The organism is Pseudomonas sp. 13159349, from assembly GCF_013305685.1.
Lineage (GTDB): Bacteria > Pseudomonadota > Gammaproteobacteria > Pseudomonadales > Pseudomonadaceae > Aquipseudomonas > Aquipseudomonas asiatica.
In genome coordinates this window covers 1,714,111-1,733,624 of the sequence record NZ_CP045553.1, presented here as the reverse complement: position 1 = coordinate 1,733,624, position 19,514 = coordinate 1,714,111, and the positions used below count along the sequence as shown (strand labels likewise).

Sequence of the window (19,514 nt, the reverse complement as noted above, 5' to 3'; positions counted from 1 at the left end):
CGGCTTTAGCCGCGAAGAGGCCGGTACAGGCAACAAATATCAGCAGTCGGTCAACTCCAGAAAAATCGCCGCCAACCGCTCCAGCCCCACCTGATCCGCCTCGCTGAAGCGCCCAAACTTCGGGCTGTCCAGGTCCAGCACACCAATCAACCTGCCCTCCTTCACCAGCGGGATCACCAGCTCGCTGTTGGACGCGCTGTCACAGGCAATGTGCCCCGGGAACGCATGCACGTCCTCTACCCGTTGGGTCTGCCGGGTGGCCGCTGCCGCCCCGCACACGCCTTTGCTGAACGGGATGCGCACGCATGCCACCTGGCCCTGGAACGGGCCCAGCACCAGTTCTTCGTTGCGGTTGAGGTAGAACCCCGCCCAGTTCAGGTCATCCACCTGGTTATAGAGGAACGCCGAAAACTGCGCGGCATTGGCGATGAAGTCACGCTCGTCGGCAAACAGCGCCTGCACTTGCGCCGCCAGCAGGTTGTAGCCGTCGAGGCCGACGCCACTGGCATTGAGGTCGATCATTTACTTTTGCTCCAGCAATTGCAGCCCGACCCAGTAGCGGGCGAACTGATAGGCACAACGGCCATTACGGTTACCGCGGCCGGTGGCCCAGCGCACGGCGAGGATGTCGAGTTCTTCGCTGCGCTGCCAGGCCAGGCCGGCAGTTTGCGCAAGCTGGCCGATCCAGTGCTCGACCACGTTCAGGAAGTGTTCCTGGGTGAAGGGGTAGAACGACAGCCACAAGCCAAAACGGTCGGACAGGGCAATCTTGTCTTCCACCGCTTCACTGGGGTGCAGCTCGCCGTCCACGCGCTTCCAGTTCTCGTTGTCGCTCTCCTTTTCCGGCACCAGGTGGCGGCGGTTGGAGGTGGCGTACAGCAGCACGTTGTCCGGAGCCTGCTCGAGCGAGCCGTCGAGCACGCTCTTGAGCACCCGGTAGTCGCCCTCCCCGGCTTCGAACGACAGGTCGTCGCAGAACAGGATGAAGCGCTGCGGCAGCTTCTGCAGCTGCTCGACCACCCGTGGCAGGTCGGCCAGGTGGTCGCGTTCGATTTCGATCAGGCGCAGGCCGGCACCGGCGTGCTCGGCCAGCAGGGCACGTACCAGCGACGACTTGCCGGTGCCGCGCGAGCCCCACAGCAGTGCATGGTTGGCCGGCATGCCGTTGATGAACTGATGGGTGTTGCGGCCCAGCTGGTCACGCTGCAGGTCGACGCCGATCAGGTCGCTGAGGCGAATGTCCAGGCTGACCTCCAGCGGCAGCAGGTAGCCGCTGCGGCCATCGCGCTGCCAGCGCGCGGCCAGGGTGGTGGCCCAGTCGATGTTCGGGCGCTGGGCCGGCAACAGGGGTTCGAGGCGGGCCAGGACCGATTCGGCGCGGTCCAGGAAAGCAATCAAGCGAGCGTCCATGACGACTCCTACGAATTTCAGTTTTTTGGGGCCGCTGCGCGCCCCTTCGCTGGCTTGCCCGCGAAGGGGCGCAAAGCGGCCCCCGCTTGGCAATCAACTGAAATGAACAGACAGACCCACCAGCAGCCGGGGCTATTCGGCTATGCTTGCGCAGCGCAAGGGACGTGAAACCGGCTCGGGACACATGGATATAAAGTTCACCAATCGCCTGTCATACAAGCAAGCCCGGTTGACAGTCCTGGTCGGCTTCATCCTGGGAACATTGCTCAGTCTCATCCAGATCGGCATCGATTATGCCAGCGAAGACGCGTCCATCAACCGTGAAGTACGCGCCTTGCTGCAAATCAGCCACAACCCGGCCTCGCGCATCGCCTACAACATCGACTCGGAACTGGCGCTGGAGCTGACTCGCGGCCTGCTGGAGTCGCCGGCCATCATCCGTGCGCGGCTGATCGACAACAACGAAACGGTACTGGCCGACGTCGAACGGCCGCGCCTGGAGGACTGCTACCGGCCACTCAGCGACTTCCTGTTCGGCGATCAGCGCCAGTTCAAGGAACGCCTGTATCTGACCCACATGCCCGAGGAAAACCTCGGCACCCTCTACCTGGAGGTGGACACCTACGCCTTCGGCAGCCGCTTTCTCGACCGTGCCGGGATCACCCTGCTCAACGGCTTCGCCCGTAGCCTGGTGCTGACCGGCATCCTCCTGGCGCTGTTCTACATGATGCTGACCAAGCCGCTGGTGACGGTAATTGGCGCGCTCAGCGGCAGCGACCCGCGCAAACCCACGCAAAGCCGCCTGCAATGCCCACCCGGACATGAACATGACGAGATCGGCGTACTGGTAAGGGTCGCCAACCAGCAGTTCGTCAGCATGGCCACCGAGATCGATCAGCGGCGCACCGCGGAAAACCGCCTGACCCAGTACCTCAACGAGCTGGAAGATATCGTCTCGGCACGCACCAACGAGTTGAAGGCCAGCAACAGCAGCCTGAGCCAGTCCAACCAGGAGCTGGAAGAAGCCCGCCGCCGGGCGCTGGACATGGCCCAGGCACGCGCTGCCTTCCTCGCCAACATGAGCCACGAAATCCGCACCCCGCTCAACGGCATGCTCGGCATGATCGCCCTCGCCCTGGACAGCCCGCTGCCCAGCGAGCAACGCCAGCAACTGGCGATTGCCCATGACTCGGGCAAGGTGCTGGTGGAGTTGCTCAACGATATTCTCGACCTGTCCAAGTTCGATGCAGGCCAACTGGAGCTGGAGCGCATTCCGTTCGACATGGGCTCGATGGTCGAGGACACTGCCAACCTGCTGTCGCAGAACACCGCGCAAAGCGTGGAGCTAACCTGCCTGATCGCCCGCGACTTCCCCAGCAGCGTGCTTGGCGACCCGACGCGGGTACGGCAGATCGTCAGCAACCTGCTGTCCAACGCCCTCAAGTTCACCCGCTTCGGCCGCGTGGATGTGCGCCTGGCGACCATTGTCGGTGGTGTGCGCCTGGAAGTGCGCGACACCGGCATCGGCATCCCCGAAGAAGCCCAGGCACGGATCTTCCAGCCATTCACCCAGGCCGGCGCCGGCATCACCCGCCAATACGGCGGCACCGGCCTGGGCCTGGCGCTGACACGCAACCTGTGCAAGGCCATGCAGGGCCACCTGCATATCAAGTCCGACCCTGGCTTCGGCAGCCGCTTCACCGCCGAGCTGCCGCTGGCCGTGCACACCGAGGCCATTGCGCCGGCACCGTTGCACGGGCGCGTGGTGGCGCTGAGCACGGCCGGCAGCGGCCTCGATGAACTATTGCAGGACCTGTTGCCCGCCTGGGGCCTTGCCTACCAGCACCATGACAGCTGCGCGGGGCTCGACGCCACGGCCATCGACCTGCTGATCACCGACAGCCTGGACCACCTGTTCGAACTGCGACCGGCATTGAAAACACCGATCTTGCTGGTGACCGCCTACGGCAACTTCCTGCCCAGCGAACAGTCGGTCGCCCTCGCCCCCCTGCACCAGCTGGCCCGGCCGCTGGCGCGCAACGCCCTGTACCAGACCTTGCGCCGCACCTTGCAGGGCCATGAGCCCGAACACCCGCTGGCGACCCCGACCATCATCCTGGAACAAGGCCGCGCGCGCATCCTGCTGGTGGAGGACAACCCGGTGAACCAGCTGGTGGCCAAGGGCATGCTGGTCAAGCTCGGCTGCCAGGTACAGCTGGCCACCCAAGGCGCCGAGGCCCTGGAGCTACTGGAACAGGACGAATTCGATCTGGTCCTGATGGACTGCAACATGCCGGTGATGGACGGCTACGAGGCCAGCCGGCGTATCCGCCAAAGCGGTCGCTGGCCCGACCTGCCAATCGTCGCCCTCACCGCCAACGCCATGCCCGAAGAGCGCGAGCGCTGCCGGGCAGCCGGCATGAACGACTACCTGGCCAAGCCGTTCCGCCGTGAAGAGCTGCTGGCGCTGGTCGAGCACTGGGTGCCTGTCAACGGCTGAGCAGGCGCTCGATGTCCGCTTCCAGGGCCTGCGGCTTGGTGGTGGGGGCGTAGCGCGTTACCTGGCCAGAGGCCGGGTCGACCAGGAACTTGGTGAAATTCCACTTGATCTTCTGGCTGCCCAGAATGCCCGGGGCGCGCTGCTTGAGTTCGACGAACAGCGGGTGGCTGCCGGGGCCGTTGACCTCGACCTTGCGGAACAGCGGGAAGCTCACGCCGAAATTGCGCTCGCAGAACTGGGCAATTTCCCGTGCATCGCCCGGCTCCTGCTTGCCGAACTGGTTGCAGGGGAAGCCCAGCACCACCAGCCCGCGCGCGCGATAGGCCTGCCACAGTTGCTCCAGGCCCTTGTACTGCGGGGTAAAGCCGCACTGGCTGGCGGTATTGACCACCAGCAGCGCCTTGCCGGGGAAGTCGCCGAGCTTCTTGTGCTCGCCGCCCAGGGTCACGCAGGGGATGTCCAGTATCGATCCAGCCATGGTCGGGCTCCGGTCAGTCGCGCGGGCGCAGGTCGATGCACACCGAGTTGATGCAGTAGCGCAGGCCGGTCGGTGGCGGGCCATCGGGGAACACGTGGCCCAGGTGCGCATCGCAGCGGGCACAGGTGACTTCGGTGCGGATCATGCCGTGGGAGGTGTCGCGAATCTCGATCATCGCGCTTTCCTCGATGGGTGCGTAGAAGCTCGGCCAGCCGCAGCCGGAATCGAACTTGGTCTGCGCATCGAACAGCGGCAGGCCGCAGCAGATGCAGTGGTAGATGCCGTCGCGGCGCTCGCTGTTGTACTTGCCGCTGAACGGCCGCTCGGTGCCCTTGAGGCGGCACACCTGGTACTGCTCGGGGTCGAGCATCGACCGCCATTGTTCCAGGGTTTTCTCGATCTTTTGCATGTAGGGACCTCGGCAGGCTGAATTTCACAGCGCACCGTCTTTTCCGGGGCGCGGGTGGCACGTATATTAGTTGGCTTCGTGTGCCAGGCGTTCAGTCTGGCACCCGCTTCCTGCCCTTTCAAACCTTTCGGCGGGGCGTAGCGCGTTTTCTCAATCGGGATCCCATCATGCAGTTCAGCAAATCGAACAAGCTCGCCAATGTCTGCTACGACATTCGCGGCCCAGTGCTCAAGCACGCCAAGCGCCTGGAAGAGGAAGGCCACCGCATCCTCAAGCTGAACATCGGCAACCCGGCGCCGTTTGGCTTCGAGGCGCCTGACGAAATCCTCCAGGATGTGATCCGCAACCTGCCCACCGCGCAGGGCTACAGCGACTCCAAGGGCCTGTTCAGCGCGCGCAAGGCGGTGATGCAGTACTGCCAGCAGAAGCAGATCGAAGGTGTCGGCATCGAGGACATCTACCTGGGTAACGGTGTGTCCGAGCTGATCGTGATGTCGATGCAGGCGCTGCTCAACAACGGCGATGAAGTGCTGATCCCCGCCCCCGACTACCCGCTGTGGACCGCCGCCGTGAGCCTGGCCGGCGGCAAGCCGGTGCACTACCTGTGCGACGAGCAGGCCGACTGGTTCCCCGACCTTGAGGACATCAAGGCCAAGATCACCCCGAACACCAAGGCCCTGGTGATCATCAACCCGAACAACCCGACCGGCGCGGTGTACTCCAAAGAGCTGCTGCTGGGCATGCTGGAACTGGCCCGCCAGCACAACCTGGTGGTGTTCTCCGACGAGATCTACGACAAGATCCTGTACGACGAAGCCGTGCATATCAGCACCGCCTCGCTGGCCCCCGACCTGCTGTGCCTGACCTTCAACGGCCTGTCCAAGTCGTACCGGGTGGCGGGCTTCCGTTCCGGCTGGCTGATCATCTCTGGGCCCAAGCACCACGCGCAAAGCTACATCGAAGGCATCGACATGCTGGCCAACATGCGCCTGTGCGCCAACGTGCCGGCCCAGCATGCCATCCAGACCGCGCTGGGCGGCTACCAGAGCATCAACGACCTGGTGCTGCCACCGGGCCGCCTGCTGGAGCAGCGCAACCGCACCTACGAGTTGCTGAACGACATCCCGGGCGTTAGCTGCGTGAAGCCGATGGGTGCGCTGTATGCATTCCCGAAGATCGACCCGAAGGTTTGCCCGATCCACAACGACGAGAAGTTCGTGCTCGACCTGCTGCTGTCGGAGAAGCTGCTGATCGTTCAAGGTACGGCGTTCAACTGGCCGTGGCCGGACCACTTCCGCGTGGTCACCTTGCCGCGGGTGGATGACCTGGAGGCGGCGATTGGCCGGATCGGGAATTTCCTGAAAGGTTATTCGCAGTAAGTGATGGCCTCTTCGCAGCGCAAGGCTGCTCCTACAGGAGAACGCATGCCCCTGTAGGAGCAGCCTTGCGCTGCGAATGGGCTGTAAAGCAGCCCCAAAAACCCCACAGGATGTTTCTTACATCCTGCAACGCTCTATCCCACAGCCCCTGCGCCATCCTCTGCCATACTCCGCCGTACACAGTTTGAAATAGTCGCCCGATTGAATCGGCACGGCCGGCCCCTTATATACCCCGCAGTAAGCGACAACTCATCCGTCAGGAGAACGTAACAACCATGATGCGCATTCTGTTGTTTGTAGCCACCAACCTCGCGGTGGTGCTGGTTGCAAGCATTACCCTGAGCCTGTTCGGTTTCAACGGGTTCATGGCCGCCAACGGGGTCGACCTGAACCTCAGCAGCCTGCTGGTGTTCTGCGCCGTGTTCGGCTTTGCCGGCTCCCTCGTTTCGCTGTTCATCTCCAAGTGGATGGCGAAGATGACCACCGGTACCCAGATCATCAGCCAGCCGCGCACCCGCCACGAGCAGTGGCTGCTGCAAACGGTCGAAGAGCTGTCCCGTGAAGCTGGCATCAAGATGCCCGAGGTGGGTATCTTCCCGGCGTACGAGGCCAACGCCTTCGCCACCGGCTGGAACCGCAACGACGCGCTGGTCGCCGTGTCCCAGGGCCTGCTGGAGCGTTTCTCGCCCGATGAAGTACGCGCAGTGCTGGCCCACGAGATCGGCCACGTGGCCAATGGCGACATGGTCACCCTGGCGCTGGTGCAAGGCGTGGTGAACACCTTCGTGATGTTCTTCGCACGCATCATCGGCAACTTCGTCGACAAGGTGATCTTCAAGAACGAAGAAGGCCAGGGCATTGCCTACTACGTGGCGACCATCGTTGCCGAGCTGATCCTGGGCATTCTGGCCAGCATGATCGTGATGTGGTTCTCGCGCCGCCGCGAATACCGCGCCGACGAAGCCGGTGCACAGCTGGCCGGTACCGCAGCAATGATCGGCGCCCTGCAGCGCCTGCGCGTGGAGCAAGGCCTGCCGGTGCACATGCCCGACACCCTGAAGGCCTTCGGCATCAATGGTGGCCTGAAGCACGGCCTGGCCGGGCTGCTGATGAGCCACCCGCCGCTGGAAGACCGTATCGAGGCCCTGCGCCGTCGCGGTTGATCCAACCGGTAAAACAAAAGGGCGACTTCGGTCGCCCTTTTTTGTACACCTGTCAGCGGCTGACCCGGTAAACCCGCTCCAACAAACTCGATACCCCGGCCTGCGAAAACTTCGGGCTTTCTTCAATCACCTCCACAGCGTCCAGCTCATCCACCTGCCACCCGGTAAACCCCTGCCGCAGCTCTTCATCCCCGACCGAAAACGGCGGTCCGTCCAGCAAAGCCTGGTCATAATCCAGAGTCACCACCAACCCCTTACAACACGCTAGCAGCAAGCCCGACAACAGCTGCATGTAAGCCACACGCATCTGCGGCGGCAAGGCAATCAACGCCGCCCGGTCATACAGCCCCGCGCAATCGCCAATATCCTCGACCTTCAACGCAAAGAAATCCCCACACCAGAGCTCAACGTCACCACTGCGCCAAACTTCGAAAACCCCGCGCTGTTGCACCTCGGCTTCAAGCCCATGCTCACGGAAGAATGCCTCCACCGCTTGCCGCGACAACTCTACGCCCAACACGCGATACCCCTGCCCGGCCAGCCAGGCCAGGTCCAGGCTCTTGCCGCACAACGGCACCAGCACGCGGCTGCCCGGCGCCAGGCCAAGCGTTGGCCAGTACCTCTGCAGATAGGGATTCACCTGCGCCTGGTGAAAGCCGATCTGGTTGTCGGCCCACCGCTGCTGCCAGAACGCTGGCTCCATGATCACTCCTGATTTTTAGATGGTTTGTCGGTAAAAGTTGGTTTGGATTTCGATCTGTAGTTGATCGAAGATGATTGCATCTTAACCGTCAGGACCCCGCCATGCTGCCCAGCCTGTTCATTTCCCATGGTTCTCCCATGCTTGCCCTGCAACCCGGCGCCAGCGGGCCTGCGCTGGCAGGGCTTGCCAACGCCCTGCCCCGGCCGAAAGCGATCGTGGTGGTGTCGGCGCACTGGGAAAGCCGCGAACTGCTGGTTACCGGCAGCGCACAACCAGAGACCTGGCATGACTTCTACGGCTTCCCACCGGCGCTGTATGCGGTGCAGTACCCGGCGCCGGGTGACCCCACCCTTGCTGGCCAGGTCAGTGAATTGCTGCAGGCTGCCGGGCTGACAGCCCGGCTGGACGCGCAGCGGCCGTTCGACCACGGCGCCTGGGTACCGCTGTCGCTGATGTACCCGGATGCGAATATTCCGGTGGTGCAGGTTTCACTGCCCAGCCATATGGGGCCGGCACTGCAGGTCAAGGTAGGCCAGGCGTTGGCGGGCTTGCGCGACCAGGGCGTGCTGTTGATCGGTTCGGGCAGCATTACCCACAACCTGGGCGAACTGGACTGGCATGCCGGGCCGGATGTGATCGAGCCCTGGGCACTGGCGTTCAGGGATTGGGTGGTGGAAAAGCTTCGGGCGAATGACCACGAAGCGTTGCTGGGTTACCGGCAGCAGGCGCCGTTTGCAGTGCGCAACCATCCCAGTGATGAGCATTTCCTGCCGCTGTTCTTTGCCCTGGGGGCTGGCGGCAAGTTCGGGGTGGTGCACCAAGGGTTTACCTTGGGGGCGTTGGGGATGGACATTTATCGGTTCGACTGAAGATAGCCGGGGGCGCTTTGCGCCCCTTTCGCGACACAAGGCCGCTCCTACAGGGGTTACGCGTCACCTGTGCACAGGCAAAAAAATCCCCAGCCAAAGCCGGGGATTTTTTCATTGCGCCAGGATCAATCCTCGCGGTAGCGACGCAGCTTCAGCTGCTTGCCAGCCACGCGGGTGTCCTTGAGCTTGGACAGCAGCTTCTCCAAGCCATCTTCCGGCAGCTCGACCAGGCTGAAGCTGTCGCGCACCTGGATGCGGCCGATGGCGTCACGAGCCAGACCACCCTCGTTGAGGATCGCGCCCAGCAGGTTCTTGGCAGCGATGCCGTCACGGGCACCCAGGGCAGTACGGCAACGCACGCGGCCTTCGGCCAGCGGCATCGGCGCACGGCGCTCGCGGTCACCACGCTCCGAGCGTTCGCCACGCTCACCACGCTCGGTACGCTCACCACGCGGGGCGAAGCTCGGCACCAGCGGCTGCTCACGCTCTACCGCAGCCAGGTCCAGCGCCTGGCCATTGGTGGCCTTGCGCAGCAGGGCGGCAGCCAGGGCACGCGCGCTGCAACCCAGGTCGGCGGTCAGGCGGTCGAACAGATCGCCGTGGGTGGCTTCTGCTTCGGCAACCAGTGGCGCCAGGCTCGAGGTCAGCTTCTTGATGCGGGCATCCAGCACGGCCTGGGCATTCGGCAGGCGGGCTTCGGCAACTTTTTGCCCGGTTACACGCTCGATCACCTGCAGCATGCGGCGCTCACGCGGGGTGACCAGCAGCAGTGCACGGCCATCGCGACCGGCACGGCCGGTACGGCCGATACGGTGTACGTAGGACTCCGGGTCGTACGGCATGTCGACGTTGAACACGTGAGTGATGCGCGGTACGTCCAGGCCACGGGCAGCGACGTCGGTAGCGACAACGATGTCCAGGCGGCCATCCTTGAGCGAGTCAATCACGCGCTCACGCTGGTTCTGGGCGATGTCGCCGTTCAGCGCGGCAGCCTTGTAACCCTTGGCTTCCAGCGCGGAGGCCAGGTCCAGGGTGGCTTGCTTGGTACGCACGAAGGCGATCAGCGCGTCGAACTCTTCCACTTCCAGCAGACGCAGCACAGCCGGGATCTTCTGGTCGGCGTGGACCATCAGGTGAGCCTGCTCGATCGCGGTAACGGTCTGGGTCTTGCTCTGGATCTTGACGTGCTTGGGCTCGCGCAGGTGGCGTTCGGCGATCGAGCGGATCGACGACGGCAGGGTGGCGGAGAACAGCACGGTCTGGCGGCTGGCCGGGATGGCATCGAAGATCACTTCGAGGTCGTCCATGAAGCCCAGCTTGAGCATCTCGTCGGCCTCGTCCAGTACCAGGTACTGCACGGTCGACAGGACTTTTTCGTCACGACGCAGGTGGTCGCACAGACGGCCAGGGGTGGCCACGACGATTTGCGCGCCGTTGCGGATCGCACGCAACTGTGGGCCCATCGGGGCACCACCGTAGACGGCGACCACGTTCACGCCCGGCATCTGCTTGGCGTAGGTTTCGAAAGCGGTAGCAACTTGCAGCGCCAACTCACGGGTTGGCGCCAGGATCAGGGCTTGCGGTTCGCGCTTGCTCACATCGATCTTGTTGAGGATCGGCAGGGCGAAGGCAGCGGTCTTGCCGGTGCCAGTCTGCGCCTGGCCGATCATGTCGTGACCGGCGAGGATGATCGGGATCGATTGTTGCTGAATGGCGGACGGCTCTTCGTAGCCGGTCGCCAGAACGGCAGCAACAATATTCGGATTGAGATCGAGAGCGGCGAAGCCGCCGGTTTCCTGGGTCATGGGTCTGCCTCTAGGTGCATCCGCAAAGACCCATGCTCCAAAGCTGCACAAGCCATGAAAGACCGACAGGTCACCCAGGCAGCTTTGGCGGCGGGGATTTGCGAAAACGATTGAAAAAGAAAACGTGGGAAAGTCCGCCTAGCGGACGTGCAGCCGAAGCTGGACTCGGAGGGTTTGCACCACCTGATTTTGCGGTCCGCTAAAAGACCGGCGCGTACTATACCCGAAATCGTGCGCAGACGTGAGGAATATTTTCAGGGTGCTTGGCCAGTGTCGGGCCATCAATCACCTGGAGCTGAATCGATAATTCTTTATTGCCTGTACCGGCCTCATCGCCGGCAAGCCAGCTCCCACAGGGACAGCGCATGGCTTGAGGCCAACGCGGTCGGTGTGGGAGCTGGCTTGCCGGCGATAGGGCCAGCAGCCTCGCCACAGATTCATCAGGTAGCCGGCCGAATCTCGCGGATCAGCCCCTCGAGGCTGTACCCAAGGCGCGGCGCCAGCGCCTGGGCCCGGGCTTTCAGCCCATCCAGGTCCAGCGTCTGCTCCAGGTCCGCCGGCACCAGCAGGATCACATTGCCCTCCTTCACCGGCAGCTCCCAGTAATGCCGGTGGTACAACCCGCGCAGCAACGCCGCGCCCAGCGGCTTGCCGTCGTCGGTGGCCCACTGGTTGATCACCAGCCAACCACCCGGGTTCAGTTGCTGCTGGCAGTTCTCCAGGAAGTTCCACGCCAGGTGGCCCACCCCCGGCCCATGGTCGGTGTACAGGTCGACGAACAGCAGGTCGGCCTTCTCCGCCGTGGGCAACAGCTCCAGCGCATCGCCGATGCGTACATACAGCCGCGGATCGTCATCCAGGCCCAGGTACTCCATGGCCAGGCGCGGTACGTCCGGGCGCAGTTCGATGGCCTCGATGTCGTCCAGCGGCAGGAACTTCATGCAGGCCTGGGTCAGCGTGCCGGCACCCAGGCCGAGAAACAGCGCGCTCTCCGGCTGCTCGTGGCACAGCCCCCCCACCAGCATGGCGCGGGTATAGTCGTACTCAAGCCAGCTGGGGTCGGCCGTGAACACGCAGCTCTGCTCGATCGCATCGCCGAATTCCAGAAAGCGGTAGTCGTCGACTTCATACACGCTGATGACGCCAAAGGCGTCCTGCACCCGTGCCAGTAGCCGCTCTTCCCGTTCCGCCGCCATGCTCACCACCTACCCGCACAAAAACGCGCATTGTCCGCCAACACCCTCGATGCAACAAGCGCAGCGCCAACTGTTACCATGGCCCATAGCCTACAACCGACAAGACCGAGCCCGAGATGAACCAACCGTGGAGCCCCGACAGCTGGCGCGCCCTGCCGATCCAGCAGCAACCGACCTACCCCGATGCCGCGCACCTGCTGAAGGTCGAACAGACCCTGGCCAGCTACCCGCCGCTGGTGTTCGCGGGCGAGGCGCGCGAGCTGCGCCGGCAGTTCGCCGAGGTCACCGAAGGCCGCGCCTTCCTGCTGCAGGGTGGCGACTGCGCCGAGAGCTTCGCCGAGTTCTCGGCGGCGAAAATCCGCGACACCTTCAAGGTGCTGCTGCAGATGGCCATTGTCATGACCTTCGCCGCCGGCTGCCCGGTGGTCAAGGTCGGGCGCATGGCCGGGCAATTCGCCAAGCCGCGCTCATCGGGCGATGAAACCATCGGCGACATCACCCTGCCCGCCTACCGTGGCGACATCGTCAACGGCATCGGCTTCGACGCGAAAAGCCGCATCCCCGACCCGGAACGCCTGCTGCAGGCCTACCACCAGGCCACCGCCAGCCTCAACCTGCTGCGCGCCTTCGCCCAGGGCGGGTTCGCCGACCTGCACCAGGTGCACAAGTGGAACCTGGACTTCATCGCCAACTCGGCGCTGGCCGACAAGTACCACCAGCTGGCCAACCGCATCGACGAAACCCTGGCATTCATGCGCGCCTGCGGCCTGGACAGCGCGCCGCAGCTGCGCGAAACCAGCTTCTTCACCGCCCACGAAGCACTGCTGCTGAACTATGAAGAAGCCTTCGTGCGCCAGGACAGCCTGACCGGCGACTACTACGACTGCTCGGCGCACATGCTGTGGATCGGCGACCGCACCCGCCAGCTGGACGGTGCCCATGTGGAGTTCCTGCGCGGCGTGCACAACCCGATCGGGGTCAAGGTTGGCCCCAGCATGAACCCCGAAGAACTGATCCGCCTGATCGACACGCTGAACCCGGCCAACGACCCCGGGCGCCTGAACCTGATCGTGCGCATGGGTGCCGGCAAGGTCGGCGACCACCTGCCGGGGCTGATCCGCACGGTCGAACGCGAAGGGCGCAAGGTGCTGTGGAGCTCCGACCCGATGCATGGCAACACCATCAAGGCCAGCAGCGGCTACAAGACCCGCGATTTTGCGCAGATCCTGGATGAGGTGAAGCAGTTCTTCCAGGTGCACCAAGCTGAGGGTAGCCACGCCGGCGGCATTCACATCGAGATGACCGGGCAGAACGTCACCGAATGCATCGGCGGCGCCCGGCCGATCACCGAGGATGCGCTGTCCGACCGGTATCACACCCACTGCGACCCGCGGATGAATGCCGACCAGTCGCTGGAGCTAGCGTTCCTGATTGCCGAAACCCTCAAGCAGGTGCGGCGCTGAGGTTGGGGCATGCCTTGGGATTTTCAGCGCCTGTGAGATCGAGCGCCGCGCGGGCGGCGCTCGATCTCACAGGCGCTAAAAACCTCCAGCCAAACACCTCTGCGCCCCAACTCACCTCCTCAGCGGATCATCCCAGAAATGCCGCTCGGCCTCCTGCTGGATATCCGCCCGGCTCAGCCCCAGGTCGTGCAGGGTCGCATCACTCAGGCTGGCCAGTTCCTGGCGCTGGCGGTATAGCTGCAGCCATCGCGCCGGGCGCCGCAGGGCGGCATGCCACAGGTGGTTCAGGGAAAAGGCAGGTTGCTGGATGCTGCTGACATGACCTTTCATCGTGAAGCCCTCCGTGTTGATGGCTCCAGTCTCCTGCCAGGCATAAGATCAATCCAACGAATGTTTCTGATGCCATGCATCTCGGAGATTGATGCAATGTCCCAGTACCAGAGCCTCGATGCGGACGTACTGCGCACGTTCGTGGCCATCGCCGAGCAGGGCGGCTTCACCCGCGCCGGCGAGGTGGTCAACCGCACCCAGTCGGCGGTGAGCATGCAGATGAAACGCCTGGAAGAGGACATCCTCCAGCGCCAGCTGTTCGAGCGCGATGGCCGCCAGGTGCGCTTGACCGCCGAGGGCCAGGTGCTGCTCGGCTATGCCCGGCGCATCCTCAAGTTGCATGGGGAAGTGTTCAACACCCTGCGCATGCCGCACATGGTCGGGGTAGTACGCATCGGCACGCCGGACGACTATGCCATGCGCTTTTTGCCGACCATCCTGTCGAGCTTTGCCCAGGCTTACCCGCTGGTGCAGGTGGAGGTGCATTGCGACTCCTCCAAACAACTGATGCTGCGCCAGGACCTGGACCTGACCATCGTCACGCGTGAGCCGGGCAACGAGATTGGCCAGCTGCTGCGCCAGGAACGCCTGGTCTGGGCCGCCGCGGAAGGCTTCTGCCCGCAGGAGCAACGCCCCATGCCGGTAGCCTTGTTCAACACCGACTGCTTCTGCCGGGCCTGGACCTGCAATGCCCTGGAGGCCCAGGGCATCGACTACCGCATCGCCTATACCAGCCCGAGCCTGGCAGCGATCTTTGCCATCGTCACCGCAGGGTTGGCGGTGACCGCACAGTTGCAGAGCCTGATTGGCGGGAATATCCGCATTCTGGGCGAAAACGAAGGGTTGCCGCAGTTACCGGTGGCCAATGTGATGCTGGTGCGCAGTACCCAGAATCCTTCGCCGATTACCGATTGCATGGCCGACTACATTGTCGAAGGGTTCAAGTGAGCCGCAGCGGGCATGTCCCCCTGTAGGAGCAGCCTTGTGCTGCGAATGGGCCGCAAAGCGGCCCCAAATTTCAAAGCTCGAACCCGAGCATCACCGCACAACCCACCAAAAACACACAGAACATCGCCCGCAACACCTTCTCCGGCAACGCATGGGCCAACTTCACCCCCCAGCTGATACTCAGCAAGCCGCCCACCGCCAATGGGATCCCCACCCCCCAGTCAACACTGTGGTGCACCCCGTAGGTGACCAGGGTTACCAAGGTACTTGGCGCCGCAAGCGCCAGCGACAGCCCCTGCGCCACCACCTGGGTGGTACCGAACACACTGGTCAGAATCGGCGTGGCTACCACGGCCCCACCAACTCCGAACAAGCCGCCCATGGTCCCGGCAAAGCTGCCCAGTACACCCAGCCAAGGCCAGGCATAGCGCAACTCGGCGCTGGGCGGCGTTACCTTCATGAACATCCGCGCAACGTTCCACACCGCCAGGGCCACCAGGAAGCCGACGAAGCCCAGGCGCATGGAATGCGCATCCAGCCCGACCGCCCAGATCGACCCCAGCCAGGCGAACACGAAGCTGCACAGCGACAGCGGTACCGCATGGCGCAACTCGATGCGGTTACGCTGGTGATAACGCCACAGCGCCAGCAGCACATTGGGCACTACCATCACCAGCGCAGTACCCTGCGCCAACTGCTGGTCCAGGCCGAACAGCACGCCCAGCGCCGGAATCGCGATCAGCCCGCCGCCAATGCCGAACAGGCCACCCATGGTCCCCAAGGCTGCGCCCAACACGATATACAACAACCACTCGATCATCAGGGGCCTCATCCGCCTGTACACATAAAGCGAGCATGCTATCGATTGCGGGCTGGTGGGGAAACGCACAGCAGCGCACAATGGCTGTGCGTTTTTCGCAAAAGCAAGGCAGCCATGAGCCCCGATACCCTGACCGACCAGCTAAGCCTGTTCCTCGATGTGCTGGAAACCGGCAGTTTTTCTGCCGCCGCCCGCCGCCACCCGCTGACGCCTTCCGCCGTGGCCCGCCGCATCGACAACCTGGAAAGCGCCGTGGGCAGCCGCCTGTTCACCCGCAGCACCCACGCCGTGCGTGCCACGCCTGCCGGCAACGCCTTTGCCGAACGGGCCAGGCGCATCATCGAGGAACTGCGCCTGGCCCGCGCTGAAGCGGTGTCGCTGAGCAATGCCCCCGAAGGCCTGATCCGCATCGACGCCCCCGCCGCATTCGGCCGCCGTCACCTGGCCCCGGCCATCGCCGATTTCCTGGTCGCCTACCCGGGCCTGGATGTGCAACTGCGCCTGATCGACAGCTTCGTCGACCTGCATGGCAGCCACCTGGGCGAGGTCGACCTGGTGCTGCGCGCCGGCCCCCTGGCCGACACCCGGCTGGTCGCCACGCCACTGGCCTACATGGTGCGCATCGCCTGCGCCAGCCCGGCCTACCTGGCCAGCCGCGGCATGCCCAGCTGCCCCAGCGAGCTGCCAGGGCACGACGGCCTGGACTGGGACGGCCTTGCGCCACCATTCGCCTGGCGTTTCAACGTGGCCGGGCAAACCCGCCTGTACCGCCCCTCACGCATGCGCATGGCCGCCAACAACGCCGAAACCCTGCTGTTCGGTGCGCTCGCAGGCTTAGGCATAGCCCACCTGCCTACTTGGCTGATCAGCGAATACCTGCTGCGCGGCGAGTTGATACCGTTGTTTTGCGACGGTGGCTTGCCCAAAGCGGAAACCAGCGGTATTTACGCACTTCGCCTGGAACATGAAACGAACTCTCGCAGCCGTTTGCTGCTCGAATTTCTCAAGAGCCGCTTCAGCCCGATTCCACCCTGGGACCTGGCCTTGCGCAGTGAGCTGCGCGAATAAAGCGCGCACTAACGATCCGCGTGCCAGACTTTCCCATTGATTACCTTCAAGGACCTGCATGAACGCCGACACCCAAGCCTCCTGTGACGAGCTGCTGCTGGACAACCAGGTCTGTTTCGCCCTGCACTCCACCTCGTTGCTGATGACCAAGGTCTACAAACCGCTGCTGCAGGCCCTGGGCCTGACCTACCCGCAGTACCTGGCCATGCTCGTGCTCTGGGAGCACGATGGCCTGACCGTAGGCGAGATCAGCCAGCACCTGCTCACCGACCCCGGTTCGCTGACACCGCTGCTCAAGCGGCTGGAGAGCGAAGGCCTGCTGCAGCGCAACCGCAGCCGCGAGGACGAACGGGTGGTACTGGTGCAGCTGACCGACAAGGGCCGCGCCTTGCAGCAGCAGGCCAAAGAAGTGCCGCAGTGCATCCTCAAGGCCAGCGGGCGCAGCCTGGAACAGCTGCAACAGCTGCAGGCCGACCTGCTGGCGCTGCGGGAGAACCTGCAGAAAACCCTCTGACAGCTATGCTGTGCGATGGCCGTTCAGATGAACGGTGATGATTTATCTTGCGCACTAACTAATTGCGCGCTAATTTAAATCCCACACCAACCCGCGCCCTCCTCCAGACGGGGAGCGCACAGCACATTAGCGAGGCTCAAGATGCAAAAGGTCACTCCGCTGTACATCGCAGAAGCTACCTCTACCGGTGGGCGCGACGGCAAATCCCGCTCCAGTGACGGCAAGCTGGTGGTCAGCCTGAGCACCCCCAAGGAACTGGGTGGCGCTGGCGGTGACGGCACCAACCCCGAGCAGATGTTCGCCGCAGGTTACTCGGCGTGCTTCATAGGTGCCCTGAAGTTCGTGGCCGGGCAGGAGAAAAAAGCCCTGCCGGCGGACGCCTCGATCACCGCGAAAGTGGGCATTGGCCAGATTCCAGGTGGTTTCGGCCTGGACATCGACCTGCACATCAACCTGCCGGGTCTGGCTCAGGCCGATGCCGAAGGGCTGGTGGAAAAGGCGCACAAGGTGTGCCCGTACTCCAACGCCACCCGCGGCAATGTGGATGTGCGCCTGCATGTGACCGTGTAAGCCACAGGCATAAAAAAACCCGGCCTAGGCCGGGTTTTTTGCGTTTCACAAGAAGGATTACTTCTTGGAACGGCCTTTGAAGCTGTTGTCGCGAGTGTCGATATCGATCCACTCGTCGATCTGGATGAAGTCGGCAACCGAGATCTCGGTACCGTTCTTCAGCTTGGCAGGCTTCATGACCTTGCCCGAGGTGTCGCCGCGTGCAGCGTTCTCGGTGTAGACAACCTGGCGGCTGATGGTGGTCGGCAGTTCAACCGATACCAGGCGGCCTTCGAAGAACACGGCTTCGCAGACGTCTTCCATGCCTTCTTCGATGTACGGCAGAACGGCTTCGATGTCCTCGGCGTTCAGTTCGTACATGGTGTAGTCGGTGGTGTCCATGAAGGTGTATTCGTCACCGTTGATGAACGACAGGGTCGCTTCTTTGCGATCCAGGATCACGTCGTCCAGCTTGTCGTCTGCACCGTAGACGGTTTCGGTCTTGTAGCCGGTCAGCAGGTTCTTCAGCTTGGTCTTCATGATCGCGCTGTTACGGCCCGACTTGGTGAACTCAGCTTTTTGAACCAGCCACGGGTCGTTGTCGATCCGCAGGACGGTACCGGGTTTCAGTTCTTTACCAGTTTTCATTACGAAGTATCCGAATCTGGATGGATTTATAAAAATCGAGGCCGCGTATCATAGCGAATTTCGGTAAAAGTGTACTAGCGCTGTGGCAAGGTCCGGCTGAGCGGCCTGTCGCGCCGCCCAAAGCCGGGCATGCTGCTGCAGTTCCGGCCAGTGCTGACGGGCTGCCTGCCAGGCCTGGCCCATGTCGCGGTCCATGTTCCAGGCACGCCACAGGCCAAGCAGGGCGGCATCGGCATCGCCTGACAACCCCTGTCGATAATGCGCGAGAAACGCTTCGAGCTTTTCCCAATGGGCATTCTCGTCCTGCACGTAAATGTGCCACAGCATCGGCTGCCCGGCCCACTGCGCGCGCACGAACGAGTCTTCGCCGCGCACGGCATTGAAATCACAGCTCCACAGCAATCGGTCGTAGTCGTCCTGGCTGACGAAAGGTAGCACCTGCAGGGTCAGCGCCCCTCGCTTGCGCACGCTGCCCACTTGCAGTACCGCCTCGCCAAGCCACTGGCCGAGCCCCGCGACAACGCGCCCTTGCGGCACCAGCAGGTGGCAAGGTTGCTCGCCCGAGGCCAGGGCCTCAAGCCAGTTGCCCAATTGCGGGTTTTCGTAGGCGAACAGGGAAATCAGCAACGCCCCCGCTTCAGGGTTCACGCCAAGCCCGTGCAAGAAGGCCTGCCGTGCGCCTTGCTGGAACGCATCACGCCGTGCCAGCAGCGAGCCCTCGCGCAGCAGGCCACCGGTTTTTTCAGTGAAGCCTGGAAAGAAAAATACCTTGCGCAAGCCATTGGGCTGCGGCGAAGGCAAGCCATGGCAACCTTCCACCCAGTCCTCGGCACTGAGGTATTCGAGGTTCAGCCACAGCGGCGGCGTGACACGAGCACGCATTGCCTCCACATAGGCTGCTGGCAATTGGCAGGCGAAGGCACCGATTACCACATCAGCCGGCGCCACCGGCAACCAGGCTACCGGCCATTGGCGCACATCCACACCGTGCTGCCACTGCTGCGGGGCGGTGGCATCGGCCCCGGGGCACATGGGCGTGAATGCATTGAGGTCATCCACCCACAGGCGCACAGCCAGGCCGTGCTCGGCCACCAGCTGCCGGGCCAGGCGCCAGGTCACGCCTATATCGCCGTAGTTGTCGACGACGCTGCAGAAGATGTCCCAAGTGGCTTTCATGTGCCCAGCCCTCGCCCAGCGGAAAAACCGCGCATTCTGCGTATAAATTGTCGCTGACAAAAGCACCTGCGCGGAAAAATGCCCAG

Annotated in this window: 19 protein-coding genes and 1 pseudogene; 9 read left to right on the top strand and 11 right to left on the bottom strand. The window is 63.4% G+C overall.

All coding sequences use genetic code 11. The features are described from left to right. Positions 1-39 precede the first annotated feature (39 nt). Positions 40-522 carry a GAF domain-containing protein gene (locus GEV38_RS08300; RefSeq protein ID WP_054573467.1) on the bottom strand — a complete coding sequence of 161 codons (483 nt, stop codon included), beginning with the start codon at positions 520-522 and terminating at the stop codon, positions 40-42. Continuing rightward, positions 523-1,410: an ATP-binding protein gene (locus GEV38_RS08295; RefSeq protein WP_015269384.1), complete on the bottom strand. Its 888-nt coding sequence runs from the start codon at positions 1,408-1,410 to the stop codon at positions 523-525. 142 nt (positions 1,411-1,552) lie between these two features. On the opposite strand from GEV38_RS08295, the gene GEV38_RS08290 reads away from it, so the two are divergent. Next, positions 1,553-3,910, top strand: a complete 2,358-nt coding sequence (locus tag GEV38_RS08290) for a response regulator (protein ID WP_054573468.1) — start codon at positions 1,553-1,555, stop codon at positions 3,908-3,910. Here the strand turns inward: GEV38_RS08290 and GEV38_RS08285 are convergent. Both GEV38_RS08285 and msrB read right to left on the bottom strand, forming a co-directional pair. Beyond that, on the bottom strand, positions 3,900-4,388 hold the full coding sequence (locus GEV38_RS08285; RefSeq protein WP_015269382.1) for a glutathione peroxidase: 489 nt from the start codon (positions 4,386-4,388) through the stop codon (positions 3,900-3,902). The two genes, GEV38_RS08290 and GEV38_RS08285, sit on opposite strands and share 11 nt — an antisense overlap. 13 nt (positions 4,389-4,401) lie before the next feature. Continuing rightward, positions 4,402-4,797, bottom strand: coding sequence for a peptide-methionine (R)-S-oxide reductase MsrB (msrB, locus tag GEV38_RS08280; RefSeq protein ID WP_015269381.1), 396 nt, complete (start codon positions 4,795-4,797; stop codon positions 4,402-4,404). A 167-nt stretch (positions 4,798-4,964) separates the two neighbouring features. Here msrB and GEV38_RS08275 point away from each other — a divergent pair, with 167 nt between their 5' ends. Further along, on the top strand, positions 4,965-6,176 hold the full coding sequence (locus GEV38_RS08275; RefSeq protein WP_013971543.1) for a pyridoxal phosphate-dependent aminotransferase: 1,212 nt from the start codon (positions 4,965-4,967) through the stop codon (positions 6,174-6,176). Between the two features lie 275 nt (positions 6,177-6,451). Next, a complete protein-coding gene (htpX, locus tag GEV38_RS08270) occupies positions 6,452-7,339 on the top strand; it encodes a protease HtpX (protein WP_023661073.1) in 888 nt (295 codons plus the stop codon). Positions 7,340-7,391: 52 nt separating this feature from the next. Here the strand turns inward: htpX and GEV38_RS08265 are convergent, their stop codons facing one another. Further along, entirely contained in the window at positions 7,392-8,042 is a 651-nt protein-coding gene (locus GEV38_RS08265) for a thiopurine S-methyltransferase (protein WP_054573469.1), read from the bottom strand. Between the two features lie 101 nt (positions 8,043-8,143). Here GEV38_RS08265 and GEV38_RS08260 point away from each other — a divergent pair, with 101 nt between their 5' ends. Then, positions 8,144-8,911 carry a class III extradiol ring-cleavage dioxygenase gene (locus tag GEV38_RS08260; protein ID WP_054573470.1) on the top strand — a complete coding sequence of 256 codons (768 nt, stop codon included), beginning with the start codon at positions 8,144-8,146 and terminating at the stop codon, positions 8,909-8,911. Positions 8,912-9,036: 125 nt separating this feature from the next. On the opposite strand, the pseudogene GEV38_RS08255 reads toward GEV38_RS08260, so the two are convergent. Together GEV38_RS08255 and GEV38_RS08250 are read right to left on the bottom strand one after the other, a co-directional pair. Next, positions 9,037-10,750, bottom strand: a pseudogene (locus GEV38_RS08255) (DEAD/DEAH box helicase). 406 nt (positions 10,751-11,156) lie between these two features. Continuing rightward, the gene (locus GEV38_RS08250; protein WP_054573471.1) at positions 11,157-11,912 is read right to left on the bottom strand and encodes a spermidine synthase; all 756 of its coding nucleotides are present in this window, start codon (positions 11,910-11,912) and stop codon (positions 11,157-11,159) included. 116 nt (positions 11,913-12,028) lie between these two features. Between GEV38_RS08250 and GEV38_RS08245 the strand changes: the two genes are divergently transcribed. Continuing rightward, complete coding sequence (locus tag GEV38_RS08245; protein ID WP_003247094.1) at positions 12,029-13,375, top strand: class II 3-deoxy-7-phosphoheptulonate synthase; 1,347 nt, start codon at positions 12,029-12,031, stop codon at positions 13,373-13,375. A gap of 111 nt (positions 13,376-13,486) precedes the next feature. Here GEV38_RS08245 and GEV38_RS08240 read toward each other — a convergent pair whose 3' ends face one another. Then, a complete protein-coding gene (locus tag GEV38_RS08240) occupies positions 13,487-13,705 on the bottom strand; it encodes a DUF1127 domain-containing protein (protein WP_054573472.1) in 219 nt (72 codons plus the stop codon). Between the two features lie 96 nt (positions 13,706-13,801). On the opposite strand from GEV38_RS08240, the gene GEV38_RS08235 reads away from it, so the two are divergent. Next, positions 13,802-14,653, top strand: a complete 852-nt coding sequence (locus GEV38_RS08235; protein WP_015269374.1) for a LysR substrate-binding domain-containing protein — start codon at positions 13,802-13,804, stop codon at positions 14,651-14,653. Positions 14,654-14,723: 70 nt separating this feature from the next. On the opposite strand, the gene GEV38_RS08230 is transcribed toward GEV38_RS08235, so the two are convergent. Then, positions 14,724-15,473, bottom strand: coding sequence for a sulfite exporter TauE/SafE family protein (locus tag GEV38_RS08230; RefSeq protein ID WP_015269373.1), 750 nt, complete (start codon positions 15,471-15,473; stop codon positions 14,724-14,726). A gap of 114 nt (positions 15,474-15,587) precedes the next feature. On the opposite strand from GEV38_RS08230, the gene GEV38_RS08225 reads away from it, so the two are divergent. The 3 genes from GEV38_RS08225 (at position 15,588) to GEV38_RS08215 (ending at position 17,625) form a co-directional block, all read left to right on the top strand. Continuing rightward, entirely contained in the window at positions 15,588-16,541 is a 954-nt protein-coding gene (locus GEV38_RS08225) for a LysR family transcriptional regulator (RefSeq protein ID WP_013971533.1), read from the top strand. Positions 16,542-16,599: 58 nt separating this feature from the next. Beyond that, positions 16,600-17,055, top strand: coding sequence for a MarR family winged helix-turn-helix transcriptional regulator (locus GEV38_RS08220; protein ID WP_003260416.1), 456 nt, complete (start codon positions 16,600-16,602; stop codon positions 17,053-17,055). Positions 17,056-17,196: 141 nt separating this feature from the next. Continuing rightward, positions 17,197-17,625 carry an organic hydroperoxide resistance protein gene (locus GEV38_RS08215; protein WP_013971531.1) on the top strand — a complete coding sequence of 143 codons (429 nt, stop codon included), beginning with the start codon at positions 17,197-17,199 and terminating at the stop codon, positions 17,623-17,625. A 57-nt stretch (positions 17,626-17,682) separates the two neighbouring features. On the opposite strand, the gene efp is transcribed toward GEV38_RS08215, so the two are convergent. Together efp and earP are read right to left on the bottom strand one after the other, a co-directional pair. Next, positions 17,683-18,252 (bottom strand): elongation factor P, encoded by a 570-nt coding sequence (efp, locus tag GEV38_RS08210; RefSeq protein WP_013971530.1) that lies wholly within the window; start codon positions 18,250-18,252, stop codon positions 17,683-17,685. A 48-nt stretch (positions 18,253-18,300) separates the two neighbouring features. After that, positions 18,301-19,428, bottom strand: coding sequence for an elongation factor P maturation arginine rhamnosyltransferase EarP (gene earP, locus GEV38_RS08205; protein WP_015269372.1), 1,128 nt, complete (start codon positions 19,426-19,428; stop codon positions 18,301-18,303). Positions 19,429-19,514: the final 86 nt, after the last annotated feature.